Origin of the sequence: Paenibacillus sp. CF095, assembly GCF_900101225.1 — a bacterium.
In the GTDB taxonomy this organism is placed as follows: domain Bacteria; phylum Bacillota; class Bacilli; order Paenibacillales; family Paenibacillaceae; genus Paenibacillus.
Genome location: NZ_FMZN01000006.1, coordinates 186524 through 207909, shown reverse-complemented (window position 1 = coordinate 207909; position 21386 = coordinate 186524). Strand labels below are relative to the sequence as shown.

General features: G+C 46.8%; 13 protein-coding genes and 1 riboswitch. Of the genes, 4 read left to right on the top strand and 9 right to left on the bottom strand.

What is annotated here, in order from left to right; genetic code table 11:
• The first annotated feature begins 23 nt into the window (after positions 1-23).
• Positions 24-722 (top strand): response regulator transcription factor, encoded by a 699-nt coding sequence (locus BLS69_RS28360; RefSeq protein WP_036668013.1) that lies wholly within the window; start codon positions 24-26, stop codon positions 720-722.
• 49 nt (positions 723-771) lie between these two features.
• On the opposite strand, the gene BLS69_RS28355 is transcribed toward BLS69_RS28360, so the two are convergent.
• Positions 772-1191, bottom strand: a complete 420-nt coding sequence (locus BLS69_RS28355; RefSeq protein ID WP_091038549.1) for a hypothetical protein — start codon at positions 1189-1191, stop codon at positions 772-774.
• Positions 1192-1433: 242 nt separating this feature from the next.
• On the opposite strand from BLS69_RS28355, the gene BLS69_RS28350 reads away from it, so the two are divergent.
• The 3 genes from BLS69_RS28350 to BLS69_RS28340 all read left to right on the top strand — a co-directional run bounded on the left by BLS69_RS28350 (position 1434) and on the right by BLS69_RS28340 (position 5455).
• Positions 1434-2576: a virulence factor gene (locus tag BLS69_RS28350; RefSeq protein ID WP_047841582.1), complete on the top strand. Its 1143-nt coding sequence runs from the start codon at positions 1434-1436 to the stop codon at positions 2574-2576.
• Between the two features lie 147 nt (positions 2577-2723).
• A riboswitch (Lysine riboswitch) is annotated at positions 2724-2939 on the top strand.
• Positions 2940-3056: 117 nt separating this feature from the next.
• The gene (locus BLS69_RS28345) at positions 3057-4538 is read left to right on the top strand and encodes an amino acid permease (RefSeq protein WP_091038548.1); all 1482 of its coding nucleotides are present in this window, start codon (positions 3057-3059) and stop codon (positions 4536-4538) included.
• Positions 4539-4813: 275 nt separating this feature from the next.
• Complete coding sequence (locus tag BLS69_RS28340) at positions 4814-5455, top strand: class D sortase (protein WP_091038547.1); 642 nt, start codon at positions 4814-4816, stop codon at positions 5453-5455.
• A gap of 133 nt (positions 5456-5588) precedes the next feature.
• Here BLS69_RS28340 and BLS69_RS28335 read toward each other — a convergent pair whose 3' ends face one another.
• The 8 genes from BLS69_RS28335 to xylB form a co-directional block, all read right to left on the bottom strand.
• Positions 5589-10100, bottom strand: coding sequence for a collagen binding domain-containing protein (locus BLS69_RS28335; RefSeq protein WP_176873108.1), 4512 nt, complete (start codon positions 10098-10100; stop codon positions 5589-5591).
• A gap of 163 nt (positions 10101-10263) precedes the next feature.
• Positions 10264-11391: a transglutaminase domain-containing protein gene (locus tag BLS69_RS28330; RefSeq protein WP_091038543.1), complete on the bottom strand. Its 1128-nt coding sequence runs from the start codon at positions 11389-11391 to the stop codon at positions 10264-10266.
• A 392-nt stretch (positions 11392-11783) separates the two neighbouring features.
• Positions 11784-14177 (bottom strand): S-layer homology domain-containing protein, encoded by a 2394-nt coding sequence (locus tag BLS69_RS28325; protein ID WP_091038542.1) that lies wholly within the window; start codon positions 14175-14177, stop codon positions 11784-11786.
• Between the two features lie 226 nt (positions 14178-14403).
• Positions 14404-15330: an alpha/beta hydrolase gene (locus BLS69_RS28320; RefSeq protein WP_256332445.1), complete on the bottom strand. Its 927-nt coding sequence runs from the start codon at positions 15328-15330 to the stop codon at positions 14404-14406.
• 168 nt (positions 15331-15498) lie between these two features.
• A complete protein-coding gene (locus tag BLS69_RS28315; protein WP_091038541.1) occupies positions 15499-16125 on the bottom strand; it encodes a bifunctional 4-hydroxy-2-oxoglutarate aldolase/2-dehydro-3-deoxy-phosphogluconate aldolase in 627 nt (208 codons plus the stop codon).
• Positions 16126-16371: 246 nt separating this feature from the next.
• Entirely contained in the window at positions 16372-17442 is a 1071-nt protein-coding gene (locus BLS69_RS33045) for a glycosyltransferase (protein WP_200869389.1), read from the bottom strand.
• Between the two features lie 1070 nt (positions 17443-18512).
• Entirely contained in the window at positions 18513-19229 is a 717-nt protein-coding gene (locus BLS69_RS28305) for a glycosyltransferase family 2 protein (protein WP_249913187.1), read from the bottom strand.
• 219 nt (positions 19230-19448) lie between these two features.
• Positions 19449-20942 (bottom strand): xylulokinase, encoded by a 1494-nt coding sequence (xylB, locus tag BLS69_RS28300; protein ID WP_091038538.1) that lies wholly within the window; start codon positions 20940-20942, stop codon positions 19449-19451.
• Between the last annotated feature and the right edge of the window lie 444 nt (positions 20943-21386).

Here is a 21386-nt window from a genome sequence, read left to right as displayed (position 1 = left end):
ATTTTCACCAGGAGTGTGACCCTATGACTATCAAAGTACTTCTTATAGAAGATGAGAAAAATCTGGCCGACATGATTGCTTTCTTTCTTGAGGAGGAAGGATACATCACTGAACGGGTTCATCATGCCCGCGAGGCACTTCAACTGTTTCCACAATTCCAGCCGGATATTGTTGTAACGGATCTCATGCTTCCTGAAATGGATGGAAATGATCTCGTAGAAGCCTTTCGCCAGCACTCCACTGTGCCCATTCTGATGATCTCGGCAAGCACCATGCTGAATGATCGACTTCGTGCATTACATAATGGTGCGGATGACTTTCTGTGCAAACCATTTAGTTTGAAAGAGTTGGATGCCCGGATTAAAGCACTGCTGCGAAGATCAATCATTTCCTATAAGGATAAACCGGTAAAAGAAGACAAGCAGGCAGAGGTTACTGGACATGTAAATGTGAATGAGTACAGAAGAACTCTGTTTGTGGATGGTGTTGAAATCGAGGTCACTCATATTGAGTTTGAGATTATGAAGGAATTGTACCGCAATCCGGGTAAAGTGTTCACCCGCAATGAGCTGATGGATCGGATCAAAGGCTCCGAACGGGCCTATCTGGATCGTACCATTGATGTTCATATCTCAAGTCTGCGAAAAAAAATTGAGCCTGACCCCAAAAACCCACGTTATATTAAGACGGTTTGGGGAACAGGCTATAAATATGTGATCTAATACGATCGTAACGATTAAAAAGTTAAACATCTTTGGCCATATCTCTCTTTTATCTCATGGATAAGATGGGTGGTATGGCTATTTCTGATTTATGGACAGACGAAGAATGCAACCAATTTTCCATATCCTTGATTAGTTGATTCGGGTCTTGCTCGTTCCAGAGAATCATCTTCATCTCACCTGTACCTGTAATCTGTTGCAGGTGACGCTTCCGAATTAGGGAATGGAAATCCGTAATGACCAGTAACGGAAGTTGTGGCATAAAAGCCCGAATGGCATTTGCTGCTGACACCGCTTCTTCGGCATTCTGATAGTCAACAATACAATAACGGGCATTTTCCCAACTTCCCCGATGTGTTTCTATCGCAGAACCGGATGTTGAGTCCTCAATCCAGTTCCTGAACAATTGAATAATATTCTCATATGCAATACGACGTTTTCCATCCGAGAGCACGGTAATGGGTTCCATAGGTATAACCTCCAGTTGATTCTTATCTTTATTGTGCCAATTTTCGTTTAAAAATGTTTGTGCGTGAACATGAAAGAAGTGTTAACAAATTTCGTACTTCTTCACATTAAGTGTTAGACACGTCCACTTCATTTCTGGATGATTTCGCAGATTCCACACATTGATGTAAAATAGAGAAATACCCGTGTGATTTAATTTACGGGAAGTGAAAGATGAATCTGGTACTATAGGAGGTTACATTGATGAATATTGTTTCCATTGAACCAACACCGAGTCCAAATACGATGATGCTACATCTCGATGAACGTCTGGAGGACGGAATTCGCAAAACATATACCCTGGACAACGAACGATCTGCTCCGGCGTTCATTCGCCAGATGCTTCATATTCCCGGTGTAAAGAGTGTGTTCCACACAACAGACTTTGTCGCACTTGATCGTAAAGGGAATGCCGACTGGTCCGTTATCTTGGGCGAAGTCCAAAATCGCCTTGGACAGCAAGGCATTGATCTGGACTGGATTGAATCCGAAGATGGTTCAGGCGAGCACTTCGGAGAAGCACAGGTATTTGTACAATTCTTCCGAGGTGTACCGATGCAAATTAGGGTCAAGGCCGGGGTCAAGGAAGAACGAATCTCGTTGTCGGACCGCTTTGTCAAAGCAGTGACGGAAGTCGCCAGTGCAACGATGATCAAAGAACGTAAACTGAGCGATTACGGCGTTCGATATGGCGAGTTACCGGACATCGCACGTGAAGTCGAACAGGAATTGGAAGCCGCTTATCCCCCGGAACGACTCGAGCAGGTTATCAAACAGGCCATTGAACATGGTACCAAATCCGAAGAGTTCGTCGAGCGCCGCCGTGAATTGGATGGAGCCGAACTTGAAGAGGCTCTGCGAAACGAGGATTGGAATGTTCGCTATGCGGCATTTGACGGCATGGAGCCTACGGCAGAAAGACTGCCTCTCGTAGCCCATGCCTTACATGACAACAAAATGCAGATACGTCGCTTGGCCGTGGTATACCTGGGTGACATCCGTACACCGGAAGCGATGGAACTGCTGTATGAAGCGCTTCAGGACAGTTCTCCTGCGGTACGCCGGACTGCTGGGGATACCTTGTCTGATATCGGTGATCCTGCCGCCACTCCAGCAATGACAGCTACGTTATCCGATAAAAGTAAACTTGTACGCTGGCGTGCAGCACGTTTTCTCTATGAGGTGGGAACTGAAGAAGCAGAGCAAGCGTTGCGAGTTGCAGCCGATGATCCTGAATTTGAAGTCAGCCTACAAGCCAAGATGGCTCTGGAGCGGATCGAATCGGGCGAACAGGCCGCTGGAACGGTATGGCAGCAGATGGCTGGCCGTAACAAAAAAGAGGAATAGTCCTCTCTCAGACCTCACATCCAACAATTGTTATTGCACTGGAAAACCATGCGCGTTATACTGATTGTCTGTTTACTAAACAGGACACACGGTGTTAAGTTGTGTTGTTCATAATTTCATAGACAATAGATACACCTCATCCATTGATGGTGAGGTAGAGGTCGCGGGTGCGATCAGTACGCTGATGGAGGCGCTAAGGAGCCGCTTATGAGATCAGCCGAAAGGTGTACCCGCCGAAGCTTACTGGACGTTCCTTATACGGTCCGGTGAGCTGGGGCTGCTGTCGAAAGGCGCAGAACTGTCACGGAAGTACATTTCCTTTATATAAAGGTATGAATTCTTCTGTGTTGAGCTATCTTAATCATCTGGGACATGGTGCGGACATTGAAATATTAAAGACCGCAGGCTGATGCCTGTGGTCTTTTTGTTTATGAATTCAAGTATCGCAAACATCAGTATATCGAATGAAGGAGTGTTTCCATGCAAGACCGCAGTAACCCAACAACAACTGGACCTTCCCTGAAAAAAGGATTACGCGCACGCCATATGACGATGATCGCCCTCGGTGGCTCGATTGGTACCGGGCTGTTTCTCGCAAGTGGTACCGCCATCTCAACCGCAGGCCCTGGTGGAGCATTAATTGCCTATGCGGCCGTTGGCATCATGGTTTATTTCCTAATGACCAGCCTTGGTGAACTTGCTACCTTTATGCCGGACTCCGGTTCATTTAATACGTATGCCGCACGTTTTGTCGATCCTGCTCTCGGGTTCGCCATGGGTTGGAACTTCTGGTACAACTGGGCGGTAACCATTGCAGCAGAGCTTGCTGCCGCTACTGTACTCATTAAGTACTGGTTCCCCGACAGTTCATCCATGTTATGGAGCTTATTGTTCCTCGTGCTGATCTTTGCCTTGAACGTGTTATCCGTTAAAGGCTATGGAGAGTCCGAGTACTGGTTCGCCATTATCAAAGTCGCTACTGTGATCATCTTCCTGGCCGTTGGTGTGCTCATGATCTTTGGTATTATGGGTGGAGAAGCGGTTGGTTTCAGCAACTTCACCATCGGTGATGCGCCCATCCATGGCGGATTCTTCGCTGTGCTTGGTGTGTTCATGGCTGCTGGATTCTCATTCCAAGGTACCGAACTTATCGGGGTAGCCGCCGGTGAAAGTGAAAACCCGCGCGAAAATGTACCTCGTGCAATTCGTCAGGTATTTTGGCGCATTCTGATTTTTTACATCTTGGCGATTACCGTGATCAGTCTGATCATTCCGTATACGCATCCGAATCTGCTCAAAGGTGATCTGGAAAATATCGGTGTCAGCCCGTTTACACTGGTGTTTGAGAAAGCTGGCCTCGCCATTGCAGCTTCCGTGATGAATGCCGTTATTCTGACTTCTGTACTCTCTGCCGGTAACTCAGGCATGTATGCTTCAAGCCGGGTTCTCTATGCCCTTGCCAGAGACGGTAAAGCCCCTCGTTTCCTGGGTAAGCTGAATAAAAAAGGCATTCCAATGAATGCACTTTTGCTTACAACAGCTGTTGGTATGTTGGCATTCCTTGCCTCCCTGTTCGGCGATGGGATTGTGTACACCTGGTTGTTGAATGCATCCGGTATGTGTGGTTTTATCACTTGGCTGGGTATCGCTATCAGTCATTATCGCTTCCGTCGTGCATACGTTGCACAAGGCAGGGATCTGAGCGATCTGCCTTACCGTGCACGCTGGTTCCCTTTTGGGCCGATCTTTGCTTTTGTCCTGTGTATCATCGTGATCATCGGACAGAACTACCAGGCATTCACGGGTGATCAGATCGACTGGAGTGGAGCCATCGTTGCCTACCTGAGCGTACCCCTGTTCCTGGTGTTGTGGCTCGGTTACAAATGGATCAAAAAGACCAAAGTGGTGCCGCTGAAGGAATGTGATTTCACACCTACCGATTCACCAAGTGACAAGCACTAACGAAACAATATTTACACTTGCCACTTCGATGACAGAATAACCTTCCGATCGCTGTTATCAACTTATACAGCGGATACGATTTAACATATTAAAAAACCTCCCCGTGGCGTTGCAGTTTTCCTACTGTAGCGAAACGGGGAGGTTTTGTTTTGGGGCGGCTTCCCCCTTCGAACATTTCTGTACGTCCTTTCGTCCCTGTCCATATTTTGTATAGATCCTTAAGTAGAATAGAGAAAGGTATACTATTTTTCTTGGACAACGGGAGTTGATGTATAATGAAAAAATTCTCTATTCTGCTCGTTCTACTGGGCATCCTGATCATCAGCTTTCCTTTCCTGCGGGAAACGTATTATGACTGGCAGCAAACCCGTGTCATGAACGATCTGGAGCAATTGCAAAACGGCTTGTCTACGCTTAATCACTCCTTCGAACAAGGCATACAGGATGCAACTTCTGCAGAGCCGACTACGGATAGTACAGATACAGTGCAAGAGGCCTCCTCGAATACGTTGGGGGTACTATCCATTGACAAGATTGATGTCCGCTTACCGATTCTGGAGGGTGCAACGGAAGCTAACATGAAGGTAGCTGCAACCCATCTTGTCGAAACCACTAGGATCGGTAACAAGGGTAATGCCGCCATAGCCGCTCATCGCGCCCACAAAAAAGGACGGCTGTTCAATCGTCTGGGAGAACTCCAGATTGGGGATTCGATGCAAGTCACCTTGGCAGATCGAACGATTATCCAGTACAAGGTAGATCAGATATCCGTTGTAGAGCCAAATGACTTGTCTGTGCTGGAAGACCCCGGACTTGGCCAGGTCCTTACCTTAATTACCTGTGATCCACTCGTCAATCCAACACATCGCCTAATTGTAAGAGCTATTGAAGTGAATCCGGAGGTTGCCGGATATTGATCCTCCCTAAGGTGCAGCTGAAATAAAATAAAACACCCTCTAGTAATTCACATGATGACGCTGAGTCACTTGTGAAAGTTAGAGGGTGTTTTTTTATCCAAATATGATCTGTTCCTGCATTACGTGCTGCGATCTAGCGCTGAAGCAATTGTCTGCGGCGGAAGTACATGAATCCCGCGCTACCTAGCGCCATCAGCATCATGCCCACAGCAGTGTAAGCCATTGTGCTCTCTTCACCTGTTTGTGGCAGCATTCCCTGAGATCCAGGACTTCCGTTTGGCTGTGATGCAGAATTTCCATTGCCCTGTGATCCATCTGTATCCGCTCCAGCAGGAGGTGCCAGTGCACCATCCCCATCCGGTGCATCTGTATCCCCAACAGGAGGTGCAGTGTCTTCACCGTTGGATACGCCTGGTGTCGGTGGCGCTACCCCGCCATCTTCATCTGTCGGGCTTTCGGTTCCTCCCCCAGACTCTGTAGGTTCAGTAACAACCGTGCCTGGAACCGATGGATTTGGTGTTCCTGGTTCCGGATTTACTGGTTTCTCCGGATCTGGTGTTCCCCCCGTAGTAGGGGTTCCCGGATTATAAGGTCCACTCGATCCACCACCCGATACCGGGATAGCCTGATTTGTTTTTTCCACAACTACAGCTTCCGTTTGTATGTTCGTAATTTCAAATGGTACTGGTGTTGTGTCCAAGATATATCCGTTAGGCGCTTTTATTTCAACCAACTGATATTTATTGATATCCAGGTCTTTAAGTACAATTTCACCTTGTTGATTGGTTGTCAGTGAAGCTTCATCTAGACCTGTTACCTTGTGGAACTCCCAATTCCCATTTGCATCCATCAATGCAGTTTGAGCCCGTAATTCAAATACAGCTCCTTGAAGGTGCTGAGTTCGACCCGCATTGGTTTTAATCAATTTCACAGAACGATCATTTTTTTTATTTTCAATGGTCAATTGAGTTTCCGGTTTGATAATAGATACAAGCGTCTCCGGCTGTTCAATAACAAAGCCTTCTGCCTTGGTCTCTACCAATGTATATGGGCCATACGGCAAGTTATCAAATTCAATGACCCCATTGATATTCGTAACCTGTGTGTCAACCACCGCATTTGTACCATTACGCAGTTCGAATTCAATTCCAGCTAACACGGATTGATCCTTGGCGTTCACTTTGGTCACCACCAGCTTGGCATTTGTGCCCTGCGTATTGGTATGTGTGAGCGTAACAATCTGAGTTTGATTGGTTACAATGGTAAGAGGTATGGGCGTTGAATCCAATTGATAGAATTCAGGTGCCTCGACCTCAATCAACTCATAATCCCCTGGCTCCAGATCTGTTGCTCCGATCTTTCCATCCTCACCCGAAGTTATCGTATCGATCAACTGGCTGGTTTGACCATTTTTCAGGTACAGTTCGAATGTTGCACCTTTTAGCGTTTTCGTGCTGTCAGCAGCATCCACCTTGGTTAATTCGAAGCCTTGACGAATCTTTTTATTTTCAATTTCAAAAGCGATATCCGCATCCTTAAATTCAATCGTTTTACCTGAGACAGAGCCATATTCAGGATCAACCAAGTATCCTGCAGGTGCAGATAATTCTTTTAACTTATAAGGTACACCATTGGTCAGATTGTTTAATCGATAGTTTCTGGAGCTTTCAACTACTCCATTCTCGTCCGTTGGTTTCAATGTTTCCAGAAGCGTAGTTCCAGACGCATTATAGATTGCGAAGATCGCTCCTTCCAGCGGAACTCCGGTATCACTGACTTTGTGAATTCTGATTTTGCCTAAACCAGTGGAGGCTCCTCCACCTGCTCCAGCTAATGAAACTTTAATCCCCGCCTGATTGCCTTCCCCTACCACCGAAGAAGATTGGCCTGCAAATTCAACCTTATTCTCAATTCGGGCGCCATGATCAGCATTAATATAGGACTGATATTCCAAAATGAATGCAGTATGGATATCTTTCTTGAAGGTGAAGGTAAATGTATTGCCCTCCACAATCAATTCATAATCAGCCGGATCAACCAGTCCAGCTTTGTTGGATACATTGCCTGAATTGTTGGCAGGCAGGTTCGTTGCATATAATTTCAATGAATCAGCCAATAAAATTTGGTTCTCCGACAAGGTATCTGTTAATTGAGAACCCGCTGGAATATAAGATTGACTTGGATTGATATTTACCGTCCATGATGCTTTATCCGTTGTACCGATCTGTTGACCTGTTTTTTGTACATACACACCACCGTGAACTGGCGTGACGCTCGCTGATCGATTAAAGCGTACCTCACCATCCTCACCGTCGGTTAGAACAGCCTGGTTAGCATACGTGCCTTCGACGGAATAAGGTCCATCCAGGCTCGTTTGATACTGAATGCGATAAGCTGTTTTGCCGATGTTACCCAGATCCAATGTAAAACCTTTACCGTCCGGGTTCAGCTGGAATTGACCAGGTATGAGCGGAACCTCGCTACCTACAGCAGTAACATTATTGGCTCCCTGTAACTCTAACTCATGAACTTTTAATGAACCGTCTACAAAAGATTGGTTACCCGTGTAGGCATCCTTGAGGATGGCTTCGTGAATATCAAACAAGTTGTAGTTTACATCAATTGTCCATGTGATTTTTTTGTCTTTGGCGCTGTATTCGCCCTTTTTGTTACCATTTTGAATGGTGTACTCTTGAGGTTTGACTACAGCAGATTTGGTAATCGCAGTCTGTGCTACATTGGATTCTTCCCAATCGATCTTGGCAGAGTTGCGATATTCATTATCCGTTGGCATACCTGCCGTCGGGTCAAAGCTTGTTGTATAGGTAATGACATGTTCCGTGTTAATTGTAACGCCGTCCTTCAGGCGAACGGAGAATCCTTTTTCATAGGTTGGATCAGCCGGGTCTGGAGTCAGTTCGAAGTCTTCTTTGTTAACCCCACTCACTTGAAGACTACCCGGAATCAGCTTCATGTGTCTGCCTTCGTAATTATCCGTGGTGATGATATCCGTCATGTCCTGCAAATCACGGTTCAAAACAATCTGCCATTCGATTTCTTTTGTGTTGAAGTTTTCACTTTTTACACTCTTTGCAAAAATGACTTCCTGAATGTCTCTTCGGCCTGTTTTGGAAGTACCATCATACATGTTCACTGTGTTCGTAATGGTGTCGTTTGTATAAACACGATGAATGGATTGTGTATCATATTCGATCTCATAGGCCTTGGTAATATCGTTCTTAAAATGTAATCTGAAGCCGTCATCAAATCCTGTATTCATCGCTTCAAGTGTGTACTCATTCGGATTGATCAGTGTTCTGTTCGAAGCCGCTCCACTTGCACTAATGTCCACTTGATATACTTTGACGGAATTGTTAATCAGTTGCTGTTTTGCCGTATCAAAACGGTCTTCAATCCATGCATTCGTTTGCATGATTTCTTGCTGATTGTAGTTATATTGAACTTTCCATGTGATCGTCTGTGTCACCGGATCATACGCACTATCTTGCCCTGACTTGTTCAAAGGCTCATTAAAACTCACACGAACTCGGCCAATATCTGTTTCGTTGTGCTCACTCTGATCCGTTGTAAGCGCAACCTGGTTTTGATACTCCACGTTGGTGAACGGAGCAGTGGTTGGTGCTTTAACACTTGTCGTGTAGGTCACACGATAGGCCTTATCTGTATCCCCCAATTGGATTGGAAACTGTGGTTCCGTTTGAACTACTGGACCTGCTTTTACAGATCCATTCAATTGCACTTCCAATTCGCGAATTTCGATATTGCCCTTGAGTTCAAGGTTTGTTGGCAACGTATCTGTAAGAACCGCATTTTTCAAAGCCTTCTCGCCTTGGTTAAAATCTACGGTCCATTCAATTTCGTCGGAGTTGAAGTTTTCTTTGTTTGCGCTTCCCGATTTCTTCAACTTATCTACGGCTGTGTTGGCAAAATGTACATCAATGATGCCCTGCCCTACGGAACTAAAGTCTATCTGTTGTTTCAAACCATCTTCCATCTTGCTCTCATCGAACTTAATCCACACGTAGAAGTTACCTTCTAGCTTCGCATGCTCGATCAGTTCATTAAAGGTAAAGATGATTGTGCCATCTGGATTCACCACATACTCCCCAACACCGCCATCCAGATTACCCTTAAGCTGCGACCCGATGATGAATTTATCGGGCAAGTTAAAGGTGAACGTAGAGCCATCGCTATAGTTGTGGTTGTCATCTGCAAGTCCCCATGTAAAGACTACAGCCACCTCATCCTGAATGCGTGGTCGAATATCTTTGATCATATCTCCTTTGACTTCAATCGTGCCATTCCCGTTGTCTTCTGGTACCTGATTGTACATCTGCACACTGGTAATCAATTGATCTGTAATTACCGGACCTGCAGCTGCCATTGCTAAACTGCTCTGGTTGAGGTTTCCCTCCCCCTCTTCTTCCGGAGTGGCTGCAACGTCAACGTTGTTCATCTCTTCCGAAACTGCCAAACCTTCTTCTGACGCTGTATCGCTGATTGCACTGGCTGGCAAATTAGTTAATTCATCCTGAGCATGCATTGTTGGTGTAAATATCCAACCCTGCATCATTTGCGTGACCAGTAACAGAGCAATGATCACTATGCTCACTTTTTTCCTCATTGTTTGCATATCCTCCTCGTACGTAGTGTTGGCATACGCCGAAGATTAGAATAGCAAAGCGACATATACAAAAAATAGACAACACTAAAATCCTCGTTTTTGAACACAAAATTGAACACAAAAAAGGATACTCCTCAAGCGGAGCATCCTGTTCAAACGGTTTTTATATTGTCCAGTTAATTTTGACGCGCAGATCCGTAGTACCTTCCATTTTGGACACATAATAAGAGATCGATTTCATGCCAAGCTGGTACAAATCCTGCAAATCTTCAATCAGTCCAGACTCCGTACCCTTGTACCTGAACGTGAGCGAGGTTCCGCCTTCCTTCAGTGTACTTTGAACCTTGGTCTTCAGCGCAGCATGGCCTTTGATGGCATCCTGTTCATCATACAGGGAATAGTCCAGAGCATGGTACAGCTTCTGATAAGCGGCTTTTTTGCTATCTCCGGCCTTCACCAGCTTTAATAAAGCTTCTCGATATGGGGCTGGCGCAGCGGGGTACTTGCTTTTGCCTGTCCAGATATGGTCACGTGCCATCTCATCATCGCTCAGCAAATAATAGCTATGGCTAACCTTACCTTTGCGGTCAGGGGTAGGATCATCCCAGGTCGTGTCCATGTGATACCACTTGCCGTCCAGGTTCACGATATTCCAGGCATGAAGCTGCCCACCTGCTGTACCTTCCACAATCCGGTTATCGATACCTACTCGCTCCAGCATTCGATATGCCAACAGTGAATATCCCTGACAGACGGTACTGCCTGTAACAAGCCCGTCGTAGGCCGTATATTTCTTCAACGAAGTATCGTAAGAAAGGTTAAGCACAATCCAATCATGGATGACCTTGACCTTCTCATGATCCGTCATGCCTGGTTTGATGATTTCTTTCAACACGTTTGTGACTTTACGATTCACATAATCGGTCTGTTCCTTGGTCTCCCGATAGGAGAGAGTCACATGGACCTCGGCCGACACATTGGAGCCTTTATAATTGAATGCATAACTTTTAACGGTATATTGGATATAAGGGTCACTCTTCATTGCCTCATCGATGGAGGTTTGTAACTGTTTTTTGAGGCCTTTCACATTACCTTTGTATGTAAAAACAAGTTCCTCCGTTCGCTGTGACATTGCGGTAAGCAAGGTCTGGCGCAAATCTGTTGCCGTGGATATATCTGATGTCCCTGATGCAGCATACAGTTGATCCAGATCAACCGTACGTGGTAAAGCTACAGCAATCAGACAGCCTGCCAGCAGTATGGTGATAATTCGTTTCCCGTTCTTACCCATGAAAGGAACCCACCCTTCTTTGCAAAGTTCTCACGCCCTATTGTATCACAAAAGGCTCTGTCGTCATTCTTCTATATCATTTCAACTAAAGAATATTTACACCAACACTCCGATGTCAGAACAACTTTCCGATCGCTGTTATCCCCAGATTTTTTTGATCCTTTATTCAAATGGGGAAATCCGGTGATAAATGCGTACGCTTCGCTTCCTCAAGTTATTTCTGACCTCTCCGTTATCGTGTAAATGTTAGTTGAAATGATATAATTTTTGTAAAAATTAAATCAAAAGAGACCTTCTAGGGAAGGTCTCTTTGATCTTCAGTTCATTGAATCACGATTACCCGTTATCTTCATCCTATGATTCGTTTGGTCACGATATGAGTGGTTCATCATCTAATACAGACGATTACCACTCATAAACGTATCTGTCTTACCTTGAAGCTTCGCGAGCCGTTCCAATACCTGTGACGCTTCAGCTACCGTCACTTTGCGTGCAGGCATGAATCGTCCTTCAATCGAAGGAAGCAATCCCAGCTTCAGACTCAGGGAGACTGCTCCCTTACTTGTAATGGCACTGGCATCCGCGATGTTGGGAAGATCCGATGGCAACGTATAGAATCCGGCCAGCTTCTCATAGCGTAAAATACGTACAAGTAACACTGCCAATTCTTCACGTGTCATCTCTTCTTGCGGATTCAAATTCTGTTCAGGGTCCGCTCCGGCAAGCCAACGCTGATCGATTAATGCCCGAACTGCCTTATAATAAGGGCTGTCAGGTGTCACATCAGCGTATAACTTGTCATCTCCGTCCCCACTGTAGTACAGATCCATATTTGGATTAATCGCTCTTGCCAGATAGTTAAACCAATCTCCTCGGGTGATTACACGATCCGGAAATACGCGCCCCTGCTCATCAGCAAGCAATACGCCATGCTGTGTCATATTGCGTAGAGCTGCTTCGGCCACATGACCCAAGATATCCGTAGGTTCAACCTTGGTTGCAGAGCTTGTGTCCCCGTATAAAAGCTTCCAGTCCCCTGTGTTCGCATCCAGCGCTTCATAGTTGCCATAGATCGAATTCTCATCACGTGTAGGCATATAAGCAAGATTCACCCCCGCTGGGATGACTTGACCACCGTTCATACCATATCCGCCATAACGGGAATATGCGAGGATCAGCTTGAACTCCTCCAGATAGAGTGCCTTGGCCTCTTCATAACTGATGGCTGGCTTAACATCTGCCGGCAGTTGTTCAGGCGTTGCCGCAATACGCGTATAGAACTCGTTAATCGTCCCGTTGTTCAACACCTGTACTTGTGCCGTATCTTCCTTAACCGGAATTCCGTTCAGATAACGCTGGAACAAAAATGTGCGAGCATCATCCACCTCAATCACGTTAGCCAGTCGGAACTGCTCCGTTGCGTCTGGAACTAGCGCAATCACCGTGTCCATCGCCAGTTTCTCAGCCTGCTTCCGGGTTAACGATTTGCCTGCCTTCTCCTCAGCCGGCTTCTCCTGTTCCATCTCCGGTCCCATTCGTTGCATCATCGTATAACTGTAGATCTGCCCAGTAACTGCATCTACCTGTGCTGAGATGTCCCGCATGAACATATAGGACATATTCGCACTTCGGTCGCTCCAGCTCAGACTCCATACCTGACTGTTCGGACTTGAGTAATATCCCTTGCCCAACTGGCTATGTTCCAGCTTATAACCCTTGGGAATATCAAAGTTTGTTGCGACCCGAGTGGCGGCCTGCTGAACATTTAACCTCGTACCATTGGCCGGGGCAAAAGGCGTTACATCACCTTTCAACTTCGTATCCTGCTGCAAAGAATCTTCATCTACAGCTTTACCTGTTAATGTATTAATCCGTTCCAACGTATTGGCTTCAATCGGAACGATACTGATATTTTTGGGTGTATATGCAAGGTAATACTGCTGACCCTGTTTGGAAGATAGACGATCTTTGGCGATATAAGCCAGTTCCACATCGAACTGTTCTTCAAACTGCTGTCTGGCCTTCTCTTCTGAAGCTGCCGGTTTCGATGAGGGATACTTGGCTTCGATCGTACCTCGTGAGTAACCTGTCACCAAACCACTTTCATCCACATTAATGTAGACTGTCTCTGCGTCAGATAACAATCCATCATGTTTTAACTGGTACCCGTATCGATACTCTGTTCTGCCAAACAATGACTCTTGTTCAATGGAAGAATACAGATCTCCAAGCGGAGCATATTCATTATCCTTAAGACCTGGAATCGCTTGGTACAACAATGCCACGGCCTTTTCTTCAGCTTCAGCTTTGGTTAACTTCACATCCGATTCCGAGACATGTTTATCCAGGATATCCGACGGCAAATGTACACTTAACACTTCCCCTGTGCCTGCATGTACAGTTCCACTGAATCCCGACGTATGATTGCCTTGTGTAATCTGAAACCCGATCTCCCATGCCTTGTAGTCTGGCGGTGGATAGGAATTAGGTGAATCGAATCGTGCAGATGAGATTGTTGCTTTTTTTAACAATGGAAATAATTTCAGTATATTTTCACTGGCTTGCCTGGATGAGATTTTCGCTCCCTCAGGCACGTCATTGCTCGTTGCGTCTAGTTGTTCATTTTCCCCCGTTGTCGCTTCGGTCAACTGCTCTGCTTGCGCGGCTGATGCACTGCCTGCAAAACCTGGTGTTTGCGAAGCAAGCAGCAGTGTTGCCATCGCTGCGGTTGTTGCTTTGGTTGCGAACATTTTCAAACGTAAATTAAACTTCCAATTCAAACTCAAATCTCGACCTCTCCCTTCAATTTCATACAAAGAAGCATAACAAATAACCTCGCATGAATATTGCCAGTCTATTCTATGATACCATAAGCTTCCTTTTTAATCGTCGTTTTCCGGGCAATTTTACAAATGTGAATTTCTGCATATTGCTAATAACAGCAAAAAAACGCCAACCACGTTGGCGTTTTCTCTGTTAGCCTGCACTCTTATGTAGGCTGATTCTACCTTATTAACTACTCGCTATAGACGAATCGTTCGACTTCTCCTGACCTTGGACATGGGTTTTCAAAAAGGGAATAACGGTATCCCAGAAGGCGGGATCTTCCTCGGAACAACTGTGTCCTCCGCTGTTGACCCATAAATGTTCAACAGGCGGATCGGCTTTGGACATAAAATATTCAAGCTCACTCGGGGGAATGAAATTATCTCCCTTGGAGTGCACCATAAGCATCGGCAGTTGCATCCCCCTGCGCCGTTCATTAAGCATCATCACCGGATCACGCTGACGATAGGATTTCAGAGATTCACCCAGTCGCCAGAACCAGATTCTCGGAATTAACTGGGCCAGTGGAAACAAGGGCAGACGCCGGCGTCTCAGCTCTGAACTGACGATTACCTCAAATTGCGATGGCATCGAGTCCGTAATCACTGCTGATACAGGAATTCCCTCCGTCACTGCAAGAATCGTACCCAGTCCACCCAAAGAATGTCCAAGCACTCCGATGGCATCCGCATCAATCTCTGGTCGTGCAGTCGTATACTGCAATGCCGCGAGCAGATCATCCCGGAACAGGTAGGCAGATGCAGCACGAACCGGATCACTGGCCCCATGACTACGAACATCATACATAAATAAGGCATATCCTGCTTCCCAGATCGGACGTGCGTAACGAAGAACACGGGAGCGATTGGAGCCCCAGCCATGTGCAATAATAACGAGCGGCCATGGTTTTGGAATGTCGGCTCTGGCCGGGATGAACCAGCCATGCACCAGACCTCCCCCACTGTCAAAGGTCACATCCTCAAATGGCACTGGGGGTGTCAGTGTGATTGGAATCTTCTTGGGTGTCTGGCTCTTTACCGCTGCCTTCCATAATCCACCTGCCGTTACTGCGGCTACGGCGAGCATGCCGCCTATCATTGTTTTAGCTTTCACAGGGCATCTCTCCTCTCCGAATTCTGGCATACATCCATCATAAAACAATAGAATGAACGGTACGTTAAAGGACATCGGTTTTTATGATAAAGATTGATCCAACAATTATTTTAAAGGCACCTTCATATATATACCCAAATATACATATCCCTCATATGACACTGGAGCCTAGGCTTCGGCTGCTTCCACAAATCTCCGTGCACATGCTGCAATCTGCTCATGATCTCCTGAGGCAAGGGCTTCTCGTGGCAAAAGTGCACTTCCCAGACCCACTGCAGCAGCGCCTGCTGCATAATAATCAGCAATATTCTCCAGTGTGGCACCACCTGTTGCCAGCAGTGGAATATGATTCAGTGGAGCTTTGATCTCCCGCAGATACGGTATACCCAGACTCGCCATCGGAAACAACTTCACAACTCGTGCTCCCGCTTCATGGGCAGCGACAATTTCCGTGGGTGTCATGGCTCCAGGCCAGATCTCGACACCATGTTCTACAGCATATTCAATGACAGACAGATCGACATTAGGAGACACCAGAAATTGTGCGCCTGCAGCGACCGCTTCCTTTGCCATCTGCACATTCAGTACCGTACCCGCTCCAACAAAAGCCTTTCCTTCATGCCGCTCACGCCAGTCTGCAATAATATCATGTGCTCCAGGTGTATTCAGTGTGACTTCCATCAGTCGGATGCCACCATTCGTCATACCTTGTCCAGCTGTTACTGCCGCCTCACGGCTTATACCTCGCACAATCGCGACTAGCCTCGACTCTAATAGAACTTCCGTCAGATTCATATCCAGTTCCCCTTGCTTCATCAATTCGGCAGCCGAAGACAGGCAATCATGGTCACCGCTTTTCCGTTATTCATTATTGTAAAGCATATCCTCCCCTGGATGAAATACATTAATCCATTTCAATGTGAATGCGTCTGTCACCAACTCTATGATGTGCTTTTATCACAATGCAAAAAACCTCTCCATGGAACATGGGCTGATTCACCCATTCAATTCCACAAAAGAGGCATCATTTCCGTCGGAAACCTAAGCGTTTTCCAATACGTTATCCTTCTCCAAATCTTTAAAGTATCGATCGTTATATAACATGCTTGGATGTGTTGGATGATAGGCGAGTGCGATATCATTATGTTCTCGGGCCTTGGCACGGTTACCCATCCGGTCATAACACACACATAATTGCAGATGCGGCATCCAGGTCCAGGCTGCTTCATTCAGCACTACCATAGGATCATCAGGACGTACAGCACGAGTCGCCTGTTCGTACCAGAACAGGGCCTTGCGATAATCTTCACGGTCGGCAAAATAACCACCCAATCGACAGCAAATCTCGGCTCTTGGCAAATCATAGGCAAATGATCGGAACAACGCCGTGACTTCCTGTTCCGGATGTTCAAGTGCAGCTTCACAATCCGCAATTTTCTGGCAAGCAGCGATCTGATCTTCCACCCAGCCCAGCCCGGTATCCAGAAACTTCTCATAGTACTTCACCGCATCCTCATGCTGTCCATGGTCCTTCAGTTCATTACCGAAATAGTACAAGTCACGCGGCCCAAATTCCTCTCCGGCCTGTTCCCTTTTGCGATAGATCCGCAGATTACGATCGGTATACTCCTTATCTTTCTTGTGGGTAACCGCTATATCACTATGCAGCAGATTACCCGCTACAGCCAGATATTCATGCACCGCACCAATCCAGCGAAATTGCCGGTCCCGACGCACCAGACGATTCCGCCGCAGGCTGTAGGCTACCTTGCCATCTGCTGTGAATGACAGATTGTAATCCATCGTGACACTATCAACATCCGGGTCCAGCGAACGTTTCAAGGCGATCAGTTTCGCCCGATCTTCCGGTTCGAACACATCATCGGCATCCAGCCAAAGAATATATTCACTCTTTGCCTGATCGAAGGCATAATTGCGTGCTGCTGCAAAGTCATCCACCCATTCAAAATCAACGATACGATCCGTATATCTGGAAGCGATCTGACGAGTGCGATCCGTTGATCCGGTATCCACAATTACAATCTCATCGGCAATACCGTTGACCGAGTCCAGACATCTGGCGAGGGAAGCTTCTTCATTTTTCACAATCATACACAGGGTAATACTGATCGTCTCTTCGCCTCGTCTGGCCCTGCGGTTAAAGGCGGAAACCCCCGGCAGTTCGGACAATCGATAGATGTGGTATGCGGGGAAATGAGTATCAACGAACAAACGAAAACCCAGTGCTTGAGCACGGATGCAGAAATGACGATCTTCGCCCCAGAAGGATACATTGGGAATCTGGTCATATGAAACTCCTGCTGCCAGAACATTTTTGCGAATAAGGGTACATGCCCCCAGCCCTCCAACTTCATAACAACCCGGGATCCGTAGCTGATTTAGAAAAGCAGTCGTTTGCGTGCCCTCGTCCTCCGTCTCGGTTCCGTCTACTGTTTTGCCACCGCGGCGATATAAAGCATACTCATCTTGCAGCCATACCTGCGGCATTTCCCTGGCATCCGGCTGCCAGCGGGTCCAAAAGATATTGGATACAATGTCTTTGCCACTCGATACAAGTTGCTCCAGCGTCCGCGGATGCAGCACCAAGTCAGAATCAATCAGGAAAACTGCATCATAGTGATTGTCGCGTGCATATTGCAATATGCGATTTTTCAAACCGGCTACACGCCAAATCTGCTCATCCTGCCAATAATGTCCTCCCTCATCCTTGCTGTACACCCCTTTGTTGTCAGGACTACCGCTACCATGTTCATCTGCTTGAATAACCGTCCCTTCATGCTGAAGCACAAATTCACGCAATATATTTGATGCAGCTTCTTCCACGTTATCGTCAACAAACAGATAATCCGTCTTTACTGTTGTTCGTTCCAATGCATGCAGAGAATCCAGAAATTCACGGAGCACCGGAGTTGTCTGGCGAACCGGGCTGGCGATCAGTATTCTTTCTTGCTCAAACGCTTCATGCTCTTCCGATTGGCGGGTTTCCAGCAATTTATCAGAACGTCTGGACGGTCGATGATTACTCTGGCTCTCTTTCTCGCTCTCATGTTGCTTCTCATTCTGATTCTCTTTCTCATGTGAATTCAGCTCTATTAGAGGTTGGGATTCTTCTTGCGATTTGCGTAACGGGTCTTTCTTCAACGTGCTCACTCCCCCTCTCCTTACTCGAACCATGCCAACAGTCGTGGCTCTTGATCCAATATCGATTCGTACTGTTCCTTCCAACCGTATCTTGCTTCAGGGTCCAGTGCTTGATAGCGTTCATATTTGCGGATGCGGTCTTCTTCCCGCGCCCAACCATAGTGCTTCACCCGGGGAGCATGACATCCATAGGACCAATGCTGGATCGTTAACGGAAAACGACCACAATGCTGGGGTGTCTCCTTCCATTCATAGCTCATCCCCGGGTGATAACGAATCAGAAATGGCCGGTAATAGGCATGCGCCTGCCAGAACTCATCTTCCCGGTAATGCGTCTCACTCCACATATCAAACAATCTGAAATAGATCGCATCTTCATTGCCACTGAGCAGCAGATCCCGTACCACCCCAAAGTCACTGGTTAGAATCTCATCCGCATCCAGATTCAAAATCCACTCCGGATTGGTCGCCACCGTCTCTTCCCATTGTTGTTTTCTCAAGCTTACCTCGTCTTCAAAACGTGAAGCAGCGTTCTCCACTAATACGAGTGGAATACCGTTCAGAAGTTCCCTGCACAGCGCGACCGTTCCATCCGTGCTTCCGTCATCAATGATTACCGCCCGATCAATCCAGGGGCGATGTCTCTCCAGTGCCTGCCTGAGATAGCGATTCTCTTCATTACGAACGATCATCGACAAGGTAATATGTGGTCTTCCATGTTCTTCATGTCCATCCAAATCTTCACCCCCATGCTCAAGCTTCTACCTATTAAAATGTCGGACACACGATGCCTAGACGAATCACAATCCTCTATTTCCAATCTATGCAGAGCCGGAATGCGGATATGCAGGCCAAGTAAACCTTTCATGGGGTTAATCTTGATGAACGACAAAAAAGCACCCGCCTCGCGGATGCTTTTAATGTGATCACAAGATTAATGTAGTGAAATAAATGAATTAACGGTATTCAGCCAAACGATCATTGAGACTACGTGTCTGTCCATAGACTTCCTGATACAGTGCAAACAGTCCATCATAGACGGCAACCGTTTCCGGGTTCGGCTCATAGGACTTCGCTGGACGAATAAACGCTGTTGCACATTCCTGCAAGGACGGGAACCAGCCACAGCCATAGGCAGCCAGCATTGCTGCACCCATCGCGGGACCCTGTTCGCTCTCAAGCTTCACAATCGTGGCGTTAAAGACATCAGCCTGCATTTGCAACCAAGCTTCGTTCTTGGCACCGCCACCAATGGAGATGACTTCATTGACTGTTTTGCCTGCACCACGCAGAATATCAATGGACTCGCGCAGCGAGAAGGTAATGCCCTCCATCACCGCGCGTCCAAAGTGCTCCAGCTTGTGCCCCGCATCCATACCGATGAAGCTGCCACGGATATTCGCATCCGGATGAGGTGTACGCTCCCCAACGATATACGGTGTGAACAATAATCCGTTGCTGCCCGCCGGAATCTGATCAATGCCCTGCAAGAGCACATCAAATGATTTGTCCGCTGCAAATGTATCCTTGAACCAGGACAGGCTGTATCCTGCGGCAAGCGTTACCCCCATAATATAGAAGGCATCTTTCTCTCCGTGGTTAAAAAAGTGTACTTTGCCTTCGAAGTCGAGATCTTTACGCTCTTCGTAGGAAAGCACAACCCCGGACGTTCCGATGCTGCACATCGTCTGTCCTTCACTCAGAATACCTGCGCCAATGGCACCACAAGCATTATCCGCACCCCCTGCGTATACTTTCGTCGCAGCTGCCAGACCCGTTTGATCTGCAATCTCAGGCAGCAACGTGCCCACTTCCTCAAACGATTCCACAAGACGTGGACAAAGGGAGATTGGTAGCTCGAATGCTTCTGCAATCTCGTTGCTCCACTGTTTGCCTGCAACGTCTAGCAACAAAGTTCCCGCTGCATCGGAATAATCCATAGCGTAATCACCCGTCAGGCGATAACGCACATAGTCTTTTGGCAACAAGAACAAGGATGCTTGCTGTAACAATTCAGGCTCGTTTTCCTGAACCCACAAAATTTTTGGCAAGGTAAAGCCTTCCAATGCACGGTTCCGGGCAATACTTAACAGCTTGCCATCCAGTACTTTTTCGATCCGGCGGCACTGAGCCGTTGTGCGTGTATCGTTCCACAGGATTGCGTTACGCAGCGGTTTACCTTCAGCATCCACCAACACCAGTCCGTGCATCTGACCGGAGAAGCTCAATCCCTCGATTTCCGAAGGTTGCACGCCAGACACTTCCAGCAACTTGCGCAAGGAAAGAATGGTTTGCTCTACCCAATCTTCGGGATTTTGTTCACTGTATCCAGCCTTGGGCTGGTACAACGGATATGCCTCGGATGCTTCAAATGCCACTTTTCCTTCACGATTGACCAACACGGTTTTGACCGCGCTGGTTCCAAGATCGACACCAATTACGTAACTCATAGGTTAACTCCTCTCGTTTATCACAGGTTATATCCACGAAAGATCCAAGTACACATGAAAGTCACTCCGTGATCAGAAAACCCTTGGATCGCCGTTACCCCCAGATTTCCTTTAATCCCTTTGAAAAGGGAGAAATCCGGGGATAAATGCGCACGCTCCGCTTCCTCGGGTCCTTTCTGCTCACTCCGTTTTGCATGCATGATCCTGGACACACATGGATATGAAACGAGTAAAACATACTCGTTCTTATAACAGAAAGATTGATCCAATGACCTTGATTCGTCATTGGTTATAAATGAAACCTCTCAATTAAACATGTAACCACTTCGTGATCAGAAAACCTTCAGATCGCCGTTACCCCCGGATTTTTCTCATTCCCTTTCCAAGGGTAAAATCCGGGGATAAATGCGAACGCTTCGCTTCTTCAGGTCCTTTCTGATCTCT

Bases quoted from the DNA above. Each gene is read 5' to 3' on its own strand.
- BLS69_RS28360 (WP_036668013.1), top strand. From the start codon at position 24: ATGACTATCAAAGTACTTCTTATAGAAGATGAGAAAAATCTGGCCGAC.
- BLS69_RS28355 (WP_091038549.1), bottom strand. From the start codon at position 1,191: ATGGAACCCATTACCGTGCTCTCGGATGGAAAACGTCGTATTGCATAT.
- BLS69_RS28350 (WP_047841582.1), top strand. From the start codon at position 1,434: ATGAATATTGTTTCCATTGAACCAACACCGAGTCCAAATACGATGATG.
- BLS69_RS28345 (WP_091038548.1), top strand. From the start codon at position 3,057: ATGCAAGACCGCAGTAACCCAACAACAACTGGACCTTCCCTGAAAAAA.
- BLS69_RS28340 (WP_091038547.1), top strand. From the start codon at position 4,814: ATGAAAAAATTCTCTATTCTGCTCGTTCTACTGGGCATCCTGATCATC.
- BLS69_RS28335 (WP_176873108.1), bottom strand. From the start codon at position 10,100: ATGAGGAAAAAAGTGAGCATAGTGATCATTGCTCTGTTACTGGTCACG.
- BLS69_RS28330 (WP_091038543.1), bottom strand. From the start codon at position 11,391: ATGGGTAAGAACGGGAAACGAATTATCACCATACTGCTGGCAGGCTGT.
- BLS69_RS28315 (WP_091038541.1), bottom strand. From the start codon at position 16,125: ATGAATCTGACGGAAGTTCTATTAGAGTCGAGGCTAGTCGCGATTGTG.
- BLS69_RS33045 (WP_200869389.1), bottom strand. From the start codon at position 17,442: ATGATTGTGAAAAATGAAGAAGCTTCCCTCGCCAGATGTCTGGACTCG.
- xylB (WP_091038538.1), bottom strand. From the start codon at position 20,942: ATGAGTTACGTAATTGGTGTCGATCTTGGAACCAGCGCGGTCAAAACC.